The sequence below is a fragment of the Alteromonas aquimaris genome (assembly GCF_026183695.1).
Classification (GTDB): domain Bacteria; phylum Pseudomonadota; class Gammaproteobacteria; order Enterobacterales; family Alteromonadaceae; genus Alteromonas; species Alteromonas aquimaris.
Genome location: NZ_JAPFRD010000002.1, coordinates 42,855 through 54,254, shown reverse-complemented (window position 1 = coordinate 54,254; position 11,400 = coordinate 42,855). Strand labels below are relative to the sequence as shown.

Sequence of the window (11,400 nt, the reverse complement as noted above, 5' to 3'; positions counted from 1 at the left end):
GGAGCCGCGGAGGATGACGGAAGAATGCCACTTCGTCGCTGCCTCTGTCACTTCGTCACTCCCACGAAGGTGGGAGTCTCCCAAACACGCTGCGTTAGTCGAATAATGCATCGGCTGAACATCAATTGCGTACGAGAGAGATCCTCCGCCGCCGCGGAGGATGACGGAAGAATGCCACTTCGTCGCTGCCTCTGTCACTTCGTCACTCCCACGAAGGTGGGAGTCTCCCAAACATGCTGCATTGTCTGAAAAAAGCATCTGCTGAACACCGGATGTGCACGAGAGAGATCCTCCGCCGCCGCGGAGGATGACGGGTGAATGGAGCCGCGGAGGATGACGGGTGAATGCCACCTCGTCACTCCCACGAAGGTGGGAGTCTCCCAAACACGCTGCGTTAGTCGAATAATGCATCGGCTGAACATCAATTGCGCACGAGAGAGATCCTCCGCCGCCGCGGAGGATGACGGAAGAATGCCACCTCGTCACTCCCACGAAGGTGGGAGTCTCCCAAACTAGCTGTATTACTCGGATAACGCATCGGCTGAACATCGATTGCGCACGAGAGAGATCCTCCGCCGCCGCGGAGGATGACGGGTGAATGCCACTTCGTCACTCCCACGAAGGTGGGAGTCTCCCGACGGATAAATGTGGCCCCGGAGGATGACATGTGAATGTGACAACGGAAGCTGACGGATGAAGAGGTATTAGAAGATAAGGATTTCTTAAGAAAGATAACGAACTAAAGAAGTGATGATAGGTATATATGAACAGTTTTTAAACCATGTTGCCTGTCAGATTATCTGACAGGCACATTAGTCAAGCGTAACCTCGACTTTTATTCAAACACAATTTCGAATGGAGCCGAGTTCGACTTGCTGATCGACAGGATAGAGTTAACTTCAAGATCCTGTTGATTAATAGCTATATCGTTTCTGTGTTGATAGCGGCTATTTAACAGTATTAGCTGATCCTCTGATTCATAGACTTTGGTCCATGTACGTGTTTCAGCTAAGCGGCAACCTGTGGTTTCATTTAACTCACGACAACTCGGATCAGAGTCGCCAATTTTCCTCTTGTCGAAGGTCTTTATAACAAGCGAGTTGCCGACGATTTCCCACTTACCATATTTAGCCGTAACTTCTGAATCAGCTTCCTTCAACATTCCATCCTGGTTGATATCTCTGGTGGTAAAGTCATTAGCATCACCGTTTTCTTTCAGCTCTAAGTAGAAACCGTCATAAGGTGTACTTCCTACACTTTTAAAGTTACCCACATAGAAACCTGGCACCTTTGCAGCATCCCATGCCACTACATTGCCGTTTAACACGCCAGTGCCTGTTGAGATTAGATGATGGTCAGACTCACCATCCTTTTCGACCGTGGCGCTGACAATCTGATGGCCTTCACGGGAGGTAACGACCTTGTAGGACAAGGTATCATTAACCGTAAAGTACGGGTTGGAGTCGCTGAAGTGTTTCATGCCGGTAATTTTCAACGCGTCGTCGGTAACATCCCAGGTAATATCCTGATCAGTTAAAACCGCTTTTCCCGTATTGTTAGAATTCAACTTAAATGTTTCATATTGCGTTTCAGCAAATAGTGTCACGCTATTATTTAAAGCATAAGAGGCATTTAGTTTATTTTTGGGTAGCGGCAGGTACACTGTGCTAGATAACTCTGGCAAGTCTTCGGTTTTAACAGAGACATTGATAGCATCTTGGGTCCTGCTTACGATATTGAAAGAGCCACTCCCTACCTTTTCTTCAAAGTCGGTAATTACGTAGACATTCGCGCGACCATCTACAGGCTCATCTAAAAGTAGTATAGCTACAGATGCGATGCCAAATTTGATTTCCCCCCCCCCAGATGAAGTTGACACAGCGTGGCCTTCATCATCAAACGTGGCTAAATACACACCTTCGTTGGTATCGCCAAACGCGTTGAACGTCCAGGTAAAAGAATATTGGTTCATTCTGCCCGTGCCATCCGCATCAAATACCATGCTATGACTCAACCCATTTAACGGTCGTACCGTATAATTTAATCCATCTTGCGGATTAAAATACAGTGTAAAAGGAGCTGATAATTTAGAGACTTCGTTAAAGTAAACACTGTCGGTAAACAAGGCTGCCTTAACGCCTGTCTCACTTCCATTGCCACTAAACTCAGCACTATAAAAGATGTCTTCCAAGTAGGTGGTCATCAGAACAGGCGATTCTGCCAGCTCAACCGTATTGCTTACGCCAGAAGGCAGTCCGAGCGCACCAGAAGCATCACCATGGGCATTTGCGACGACTATAGCCGAAGCCCAATCATGATAAGTAATTGTTTTGAAGTTTGACATTCCTTTAAGATACGCATCGGTCGAAGTTACACTGCTCCCAACCTGTTGTTTGAATAGGCTGTATTTAGCAGTCGTCAAAGCAGACAAGTTGACCATGAAGTTTTCGTCGTCAGTTAATGTCGCATCACCTTGGGCTTGTACGATTAAGTCATTCACCTTGCCGACTAAAGAGATTAGTCCAACATGAGCGTTAGCTCCTGTACCCGTACCTTTTATCGTAAGATAACCTTCTCTCGCCGCACCTTCTACCTCAAGGGTGGCTTCGTATGTGGTGTTGGTTGGCATATCGATGTCGGCTGCAAATTCTTCACCATTTAACAAAACGGTAATGGTAGAAATATCTGAGCTATCCAACACGTTGCCCTGTACCGTCAGCGTAGCCTTTGCGGTAGGAGGGGGCACTTCACCTTCAGGGAAAACGGTTACCGTAACATTCGCTGAGGCGGATGCGCCATCGTCGTCGGTAACGGTTAATCTTAGTTCTACGTCCTCAGTGCTATTTACATCGGGTGTTGTAAAAGTTACAGAACGCGTGTCTTCACCCGATAAAGAAATTGTTTGGGAACTGGTAACTTCCCATAGATAAGTATCGATTTGACCATCGCTATCGCTTGCGGTGGCAGTGATGGTGATCTCCGTATTAGCTTCTGCGTCAAAGCTTTCATCAACAGTAATGGTTGGAGCCTGATTGGCCGGAGGATTTCCGCCACCACCGCCGCCGCCACCGCCGCCACCAGCGTCACCGCCACCGCCGCCCCCACCGCAGGCAGCCAATATTGTTGACACCATAAGAATCGAAATTAACTTGGTGTACTTCATGATATGTCCTTACAACTATAAGTTTTATGTTTATTGCTAAATCCGCGGATAATGCGAGCCGCCGAATTAGAGTATCTTTCCGTCCATTGCTTGCGAAGAGGTTAGCCCACTCCCGACTTCTACACCTGAAAGCTGTTAAATGCATTCTTAACTCTACAGAGTATAGAAGACAAACCGTTAAATTATTAAAAATATTTAACGGTTGTTAATGAACTACCTACTATAAGCTAATTTTGTGCCAAACGAACAGGAAAAATTTACTCGCTAAATTTGTGCAGATTTTTAGATTTGATTTCGCGAATTTACCAACATTAATTTTTGTTTAGGATCAGTTTTCTAGGTCAGTTTCATAGTCTTCTAGTAGTGACTCAAATTCTTCAAAGTCTTCTAATTCATCTTCTTCAAGATTCTGGTCGCCACTTTTACCATCGGTAACTTTGAACTGGAGGTTTTCAAAGTAAGCATTTTTTACAAACGCATAATCATCCACCGCTTGTTTAAGTTGTTCCTCTTGTGGAATAAGGGAGGCGCGTGCTTCCAAGCCTTTTATTACAAATCGAGCGATAGCTAAGTTAGTATCTAAGATAGTGAGCGGATAATACATTCCGTCAACGATACTCCCGGACAGGCTGCGTACATCGCTTGGTCCTCTTGCTGGAATCATTAAATAAGGCCCTGTTTGCAGCCCCCATACACCCAGTACCTCGCCAAAATTCTCTTCCTGCTGTGGAATACCTAACTTAGCGGCAACGTCGATAGTGCCGAGTAAACCCACCGTAGAATTAAGGATGAACCTAAGCAAACTATCCATACCGGGCGCAACTTTACCCTGTAAGAGGTTGTTAAAGAAGTTACCCGGCTCTTCAAGGTTTTCCGCAGCATTTGAAAGTCCGGTTCGCGCAAATTGCGGCATTACCTCTACGTACCCTACCGTTACGGGACGGATTAAGTAGGCATCTAGGACTTCCCAGTTAAACTCCCAAATTTCCCTATTCACTGCTTCGAAAGGGTCTTTTGGATCTGAATAGTTTTGCGTTGTCTCAGCGCCGTCTGCCACTCTATTGGTATCTGGCGCGGTGGCACAACCAGATAAGCTGGCAATTAGTAACAGAATAAAGAAAAAAGATGACTTATTTTGCACACTCACTGCAACTCCTTGTCGATTATAATTGATTGATTAACAACTGTGCCCTCTACCACTTCTGTGATGATATGCCCCTCTAGCTCTCCTATCTGGGGCATCACATCTTCATCTTTGGAAAGACGCGCTGTCAGTTTGACCGTCTGTAGCTGGCTCAACGAATACTCGGCCATCATTGCATTATCGTTGGTTAACTTGAGTTGTCGAGGAAAACTTGTAAGCGGTAACTTAATCACCGCAGCTGGCATTTTATTATCTGAATTTGCATCCTGTGCAAAAACGATTAGATAGCCCGTATTTGGAATCTTATTTTCATAGCCTTTTGCAATGCTTATTGTCAAGTCAAACCCAGTAAGCGAGTTCTCCCCTTTATCAATGGCTTGCATTTGTGAAAGGTCGCTTCCTTCGATACGAGTGACAAGTTCTTGATAAATATTACTGTCCGGCGACAGCTTGTCTTTTATCTTTGCAAAATAATGCCTGGCCTTTTCCATATCACCTAATTGCGCTGAGGCCACTGACATCAGCAGGGAAAAATTGTCATTTTCAGGAAACTGTTTGATAAGCTGATGCAATATACCCTGAGCCTTTCTAAGAAGCTCAGGCTCATCTGTAGCAGTCAACAATTGCGCGTAGGTGACGTTGACCATGATATTATCAGGGGATACTAGGCGAGCTTTCTCCAGCGCATCGATCGCCTGTTTTTGTTGACCGGCAGCCATCCATAAACGGCCAAGATACAGCCAGCCCTGCACATCGGCGGGATCCACACGCAGTCGTTGACGGATAGCCAAGGTCAAGGCGGTAAGGTCTTGCGCAGTAAAGTCACTGGCCGAGCCATCGGCTAACTTTTCACTTAAGGCCGGAAGTGCATTAATTGCTTCAGAAGCCATACTGACCTGCGTCAACTGATTCGCAGAGAAATAGGCTCCCCCGCCAATGAGTACCGCAATCAATGCACCTGCACTCAAGATAAATGATGTGTGGCTTGAACTGGATTGACTCTTCCTGGTCTCATCAACCAATGCTATTTTCAGTTCCTTTACCGCCTGCTCGCTATCTTCCTTAGAAATAAGACCTTGTTCTACCTCCGCTTGTATTTCAGCTAAACGCTGCTTCACAATTTTTGTATTAACCGACTCTGTGACCTCGGCCGTCTTTTTTCTCCACCAAGGCAGCGAGATTATGAAAATTAACAGTGCAACCAGCATGACACTGGCCGTAATAAACGTTAGCCAGCTCATGATTTATCCTGTTCTAAAATTCGTTCTGCCTTGGCTAACTTCTCAGCATCGCTATCCGTGCGCTGCTGTTGTTTGCGTACAATCAGTACCACCACCGCGATGACGGCAAAAGCTATCGGTAATAACCACAACCAGATAGTGCCCATGGTGACTGGAGGCTGGTAGTAAATAAAGTCCCCATACCGTGATTTCATATAACTGATAACTTCTTCTTCAGACTTGCCCTCTTGCAGCAAGCGAAAGACTTTGCGCCGCATGTCCTGCGCAATCATTGCATCGGAGTCAGCAATATTTTGATTTTGGCACATGGGGCAACGCAGCTCCGCAGTGAGCTTTAAAAACGCTTCTCTTTGCGCCGGATCATCAAATTCATACCTATCCTTTGCTGCGTACGCATCCGTCACAAACGCCAGGGCAAGTAGGAGGATGCTCAATACGGTAATCCGATTACTCACGACCAAGCCTCCGCTCAGGTTCCTGCAGTAAGGTTTGGTAAACTGGCTCGATTTTATTTTTCCACACTCGCTCATTAATATCGCCGATGTGATGTAAACGCACCACACCGCTTTTATCTATTAAAAAATGTTCGGGCGCTCCTGTAATGCCAAGGTCTAATGCTGTCTCTCTGGCAATATCGAAAATATTGAATTCGTAAGGGTTACCATATTTGGTCAGCATCGTTTTCACTTCTCGCTGAATTTGGGGTAACGATTTCTCTCCGAAGTCGGGATCGAGATCCTGGTCGAAGTACAACCCTACAAATCGGACATTTTCACTCTCCTTTAAATGCGTCAGGTAGGGTAATTCAATAGCACAAGTGATACACCAGACCCCCCACACATTCAGAATGGTCACTTTGTTTTTGAACACCTCTGGCGTGTAAGTTATGTCTGTATTTAATAAGTCAGGGAGCGTGAATTCGGGCACAGGTCGGTTATTGATCTGAGATTCCAAAGCTCTGGGATCTGAAAACAATCCCTTGTATAGGAAAACTATAAGTAAGCAAAAACCTATGAGAGGTAATGAAAGTAATGAGACTTTTTTCAAGCACGCTCTCCTACAACTGAATGACGAATCTTGTTCACAAGCTTCTTCGTTACGGCGACTTTAGCCACCCGGTAACGTTTATCGGTAATCGAAACGAAACCGCCAATAGCCATGATAAATGCGCCTGCCCAGATCCAGGCTACAAACGGCTTAATGTAAATTCGCACGGCCCAGGCTTTACCCTCCAACGGTTCGCCTAACGCGATAAATAGATCGCCCGCTACCGTTGAATGGATGGCTGCTTCTGTCATCGGCATCTGATTTTTAAGATACTGACGTTTTTCTGGCTTAAGGTGGACAATTTGTTCACCAGATTTAAACACATCAAACGAGCCCGACTGCGCAGTATAGTTCGGCCCAGTCACGGGGCGCACATGGTTAAAGCGGAAACTATATCCACCCAACTCTACCTGCTCACCCGGGAGCATGCGGATATCTTTTTCTAAGTCATAATTAGAGACTAATGTAATGCCTATCAAACTCACAGCAAACCCTAAGTGTCCTAATGCCATGCCCCAGTGACTACGCGGCAACCTGAGCAACCTGGTGATTAAACTAAGCTGCTTGTCCATCGACGAGGTGCGCTGTAGCACTTCCTGAATACTGGTAATAAGTACCCAAAACGATAATACCAAACCAAAAGCAGCAAAGTAGGTGGGTGAATCGTACGCCGCAGCATTGATGAGGATCGCGGCGGTTATACTCAGTCCTAACGCAAATAAAATTTGGTTTCGTAGGGCGCTGACAGGCTGGCTTTTCCACCGACTTATTGGACCTAGCCCTAAAAAGGTTACGAAAGGAACAATCAACAAAGTAAACATTTGATTGAAAAACGGAGCGCCTACTGATATTGAGCCCAGGCCGAGTTCTTTATGAATTAGCGGTAGAATGGTGCCTAAAAACACCACCAGAGTGGCGGCCAGCAAAAAGATATTGTTTCCCATCAGTAGCGTTTCTTTAGAAAACCACTCATACCGCCCCTGGCTGTAAAGTTGAGTGGAGCGTAACGTAAACAGCACTAACGCTAAACCTGACAAAATAATTAAAATGGTCAGTATAAATAGCCCTCTTGCCGGGTCACTGGCGAACGAATGTACGGAGACGATTACGCCCGAACGCACTAAAAAGGTACCGAGCAAACTAAGCGAAAACGCGGCGATGGCCAGCAGCACAGTCCAGGATTTAAATACTTTGCGCTTTTCAGTTACTGCCAACGAGTGCATAAGTGCCGTCCCTACAAGCCAGGGCATAAAGGAAGCGTTTTCTACCGGATCCCAAAACCACCAGCCGCCCCAACCTAATTCATAGTATGCCCACCAGCTTCCTAGTGCCATACCAACAGTAAGAAAGCACCATGCGGAAATTACCCATGGGCGAGCCCACCTCGCCCAAGTAGAATCCAGTTGGCCTGAAATCAGCGCTGAAACTGCAAAGGCAAACGCGACAGCGAAGCCGACGTAACCCATATACAACATTGGCGGATGAATAATCATTCCGAAATCCTGCAGTAACGGATTAAGATCTTCGCCGTCCACCGGGAAGAAAGGCAATAAGCTTTCGAAGGGATTAGACGTTAATAAAATAAATAGATAAAAACCAATGCTAACGATACCCAGCACGGCCAAAACTCTGGCTACCATCGCCGCGGGGATACCCTTACTGAAGATAGAAACAGCCAGCGTCCACGATGCAAGCATCAATACCCAAAGCAGAAAAGAACCTTCGTGACCGCCCCATACCGCTGTGACTTTATAGTATAGCGGTAATGCAGTGCTGGAGTGATTGGCAACGTACGCCACGCTGAAATCATCTGTCACAAAAGCAAAGGTCAGCGCGATATACGATAAGAAGGTAAATAAGAACATTGCTGTTGCCAGCGGCCGAGCGGTGGCCATCAACGTAGCTTGTTGTTTAAACGCTCCGCTGAGCGGGTAAATTGCCAGAAGAATTGACGAAACTAAGGCCAGTACCAAAGAAACATTGCCTAATTCTGGGATCATGGCGTAGTTGCTCCCTGATTCGGACTGACATGCTTGATGCCTTTCATTTTTTCTGCAAGTTCGGGGGGCATGTATTCTTCATCATGTTTGGCTAAAACTTCTTCGGCGTTAATGGTGGTCTTGTCTACTAATACACCGGTAGCCACAATCCCTTGTCCTTCTCGAAACAGGTCAGGCAAAATACCAATATAATTGACGGTCACTTTGGGTCCAGTGTCTACAAGGTCAAAAGACACCGCTAGAGAGGTGGTATCGCGGACAACCGTTCCAGGCACCACCATCCCACCGATGCGAAGCCGCTGGCCTACCTTGGGATATTGGCCTGCCTTACCTTCTATTACCTCTGATGGGGTATAGAACAAATCAATGCTGTCAGTCAGTGCATAAAGCATCAATCCCATCGCGCCAGCAATTAACCCACCTACCGCGATGACTACCATTAAACGAGATTTTCTTCTTGGATTCATGTGTCACATCTCTTATGAATCGGAATATTGAATTGAATTAGCGGGTTTCGCTTGGCGTGCCTGCTTTATCCGTTGTCGGCGGCTTTGTTCTTTTAACACCTGACTCAACAGCTGTTTACGTTCAACAAAGCTTTGAATTACCAAAATAGCCATACTGAGCAACGTAACCCCAAATGACAGCCACACGTAAAACCCATAGCCACCCATACTAAAAAAGGTCTGGAGAGATTCAAACTGCATGATGCTTCTCCCCTTTATCATCCAGGTTTTGCGCAGCCAGTTGCTGTACCCATGGCCGATGGCGTTCGCGACGAATAATCTCGTTCTGTAAGCGAACCCCAGTGACGGCACCAATAAAGAGGGCAAAACCAAGCAAGTTGATTAACAAAGGCCACAGCATCTCAGCAGCAATTGAGGGGTTGTCGAATTTACTGATTGTGGCTCCTTGATGAAGGGTGTTCCACCATTCTACCGAATAGTGAATGATGGGAACGTTAACCACCCCCACCAGCGCCATGACGCCTGCTGCTTTTCCCGCTTGTTGTTTATCATCGAATGCCGCATAAAGCGCCATAACGCCAAAATAGAGAAATAATAAAATTAATTCAGAAGTTAAGCGCGCATCCCATACCCACCAAGCACCCCACATGGGCTTGCCCCATGCAGCCCCTGTAAACAGCGCAATAAATGTCATTAACGCACCAACGGGTGCCATCGCTATCATCGACATAAAAGCCGTACGCCATTGCCATACAATACCTACCAGTGCCGCTACGGCCATAGCCACGTAAGTTCCCATGGACAAAATGGCTGCAGGCACATGGATATAAATAATTCGAAAAGAATCGCCTTGCTGATAATCTGCAGGGGCAAAGAGTAATCCCCACACGGTGCCAATGCTTAAACACCCTAACGCCCCTAGCCAAAACCAGGGTTTTAAGGTATTACAAAGCTGATAGGCCCTTTCTGTTTTAGCGTAAGGATGCAACCATTTCCACATTAGTTCTGACTAACCTTTAAAGCATAAGACACGGCGAATGGCGATAACGCAAGCGCCAGCAACATGATTGCGGCTATGATAGCAATTTGTGGCCCGTAAGGTAATTGCATAGCAGCAGATTCCACCGCTGAGGTGGCAAAAATCAGTAAGGGAATAAAAATGGGGATAAGTAGCAAGGCTAGTAGCAAACTACCTCGCTGTAACCCGGTGGTCAGGCCCACCGCTATTGCACCAATCAATGAAATCACTGGCGTGCCAAGTAGTAAGGTGAGCAATAACGCCGTATACATAGGAAGAGTTAAATTTAGAAAGAGGGCTAACAACGGCGACAGCATTAATAATGGCATAAAACTTACGAACCAGTGCGTAATAATTTTGCACAACGCTATTTGATAAAGAGGTATGCCGCTTAGCTGCATTTGTTCCAATGAGCCATCAGCAAAGTCGTCGCGAAACAATCGCTCCATGCCTAATAATGAGGATAAAATTGCAGCCACCCAGATCACGCCTGGACCAATACGCTGCAATGTATCTGGTCCTGGGCCAATGCCTAACGGAAATAAGGTAACCACCACCAACAAAAACATTAGAGGCTGCATCAGTTCCGACTTTTGTCGAAATGCCAGCGTCAGATCTCTTTGCAAAATGCCTTTTAACAATACCCTCACAGTCGATAATCCAGATGTTCAACGCGCACCCTGCCCACGCGTTCAGAAAGCGCTTGATGAGAAGTCATGAGTATCGCCCCTTGCTTACTAACGTGTTCAGCAAAAGCTGTTTCCATCAAGGTAATACCTTCTGCATCCAACGACGTAAAGGGTTCATCCAGTAGCCAATACGTGGCGGGTTTCAACCATAACCGAGCTAGTGCCACCCTGCGCTGCTGACCTGCTGACAAATTTTTAATCGGTACCTCTTCCATGCCCACTAAATTCAACGCTGCCAATGCTTCATAAATTTCTGCGTTTGAAACATCAAGTTGATGCTGTGCGCTCCAATAGGTGAGATTTTCTTCTGCACTTAGCAAGCCATTAAGACCTGACTTGTGGCCGATAAACACGATGTTGTTTGCTACCGCAGGCTCAGAAATATCCACACCATCGTAACTCACATTCCCTTCTTCAGGAGAGGACAGTCCAACCAAAATTCTCATTAATGAACTTTTACCTGCGCCATTAGGCCCTTTCAAATGAACTAATTCACCTGCTCGCAAACGGATGTGGAGATGTTGGAATAAACATCTATCCTGCTTGTGAGAGGTTAAATTATTGCCGATCAGACCAGACAACTTAGGCTCCGCGCGCTGAGAATAAAAAATCGGCCAGCATTCTACCATAT

At 46.2% G+C, this 11,400-nt stretch carries 12 protein-coding genes; all 12 read right to left on the bottom strand.

Features of this window, described 5'->3' with window-relative positions; genetic code table 11:
• The coding region (locus OPS25_RS00435) for a hypothetical protein (protein WP_265615671.1) at positions 1-411 on the bottom strand (411 nt) is incomplete at its 3' end.
• Between the two features lie 424 nt (positions 412-835).
• Positions 836-3,163 carry a PKD domain-containing protein gene (locus OPS25_RS00430; RefSeq protein WP_265615670.1) on the bottom strand — a complete coding sequence of 776 codons (2,328 nt, stop codon included), beginning with the start codon at positions 3,161-3,163 and terminating at the stop codon, positions 836-838.
• A gap of 328 nt (positions 3,164-3,491) precedes the next feature.
• A complete protein-coding gene (locus OPS25_RS00425) occupies positions 3,492-4,310 on the bottom strand; it encodes an MlaA family lipoprotein (protein WP_265615669.1) in 819 nt (272 codons plus the stop codon).
• Positions 4,307-5,548, bottom strand: coding sequence for a c-type cytochrome biogenesis protein CcmI (gene ccmI / locus OPS25_RS00420; protein WP_265615668.1), 1,242 nt, complete (start codon positions 5,546-5,548; stop codon positions 4,307-4,309). Before ccmI ends, OPS25_RS00425 begins: the two co-directional genes overlap by 4 nt.
• Positions 5,545-6,003 (bottom strand): cytochrome c-type biogenesis protein, encoded by a 459-nt coding sequence (locus OPS25_RS00415; protein ID WP_265615667.1) that lies wholly within the window; start codon positions 6,001-6,003, stop codon positions 5,545-5,547. The genes ccmI and OPS25_RS00415 overlap by 4 nt, the downstream gene beginning before the upstream one ends.
• On the bottom strand, positions 5,996-6,595 hold the full coding sequence (locus tag OPS25_RS00410; RefSeq protein WP_265615666.1) for a redoxin family protein: 600 nt from the start codon (positions 6,593-6,595) through the stop codon (positions 5,996-5,998). Before OPS25_RS00410 ends, OPS25_RS00415 begins: the two co-directional genes overlap by 8 nt.
• Positions 6,592-8,595: a heme lyase CcmF/NrfE family subunit gene (locus OPS25_RS00405; RefSeq protein ID WP_265615665.1), complete on the bottom strand. Its 2,004-nt coding sequence runs from the start codon at positions 8,593-8,595 to the stop codon at positions 6,592-6,594. Before OPS25_RS00405 ends, OPS25_RS00410 begins: the two co-directional genes overlap by 4 nt.
• Positions 8,592-9,062 (bottom strand): cytochrome c maturation protein CcmE, encoded by a 471-nt coding sequence (gene ccmE, locus OPS25_RS00400; RefSeq protein WP_265615664.1) that lies wholly within the window; start codon positions 9,060-9,062, stop codon positions 8,592-8,594. The genes OPS25_RS00405 and ccmE overlap by 4 nt, the downstream gene beginning before the upstream one ends.
• A 12-nt stretch (positions 9,063-9,074) precedes the next feature.
• Positions 9,075-9,302 (bottom strand): heme exporter protein CcmD, encoded by a 228-nt coding sequence (gene ccmD / locus OPS25_RS00395; protein WP_265615663.1) that lies wholly within the window; start codon positions 9,300-9,302, stop codon positions 9,075-9,077.
• Entirely contained in the window at positions 9,292-10,062 is a 771-nt protein-coding gene (locus OPS25_RS00390) for a heme ABC transporter permease (protein WP_265615662.1), read from the bottom strand. Before OPS25_RS00390 ends, ccmD begins: the two co-directional genes overlap by 11 nt.
• A complete protein-coding gene (ccmB, locus tag OPS25_RS00385) occupies positions 10,062-10,730 on the bottom strand; it encodes a heme exporter protein CcmB (protein ID WP_265615661.1) in 669 nt (222 codons plus the stop codon). Before ccmB ends, OPS25_RS00390 begins: the two co-directional genes overlap by 1 nt.
• Positions 10,727-11,398: a cytochrome c biogenesis heme-transporting ATPase CcmA gene (ccmA, locus tag OPS25_RS00380; protein ID WP_265615660.1), complete on the bottom strand. Its 672-nt coding sequence runs from the start codon at positions 11,396-11,398 to the stop codon at positions 10,727-10,729. The genes ccmB and ccmA overlap by 4 nt, the downstream gene beginning before the upstream one ends.
• Positions 11,399-11,400 lie beyond the last annotated feature (2 nt).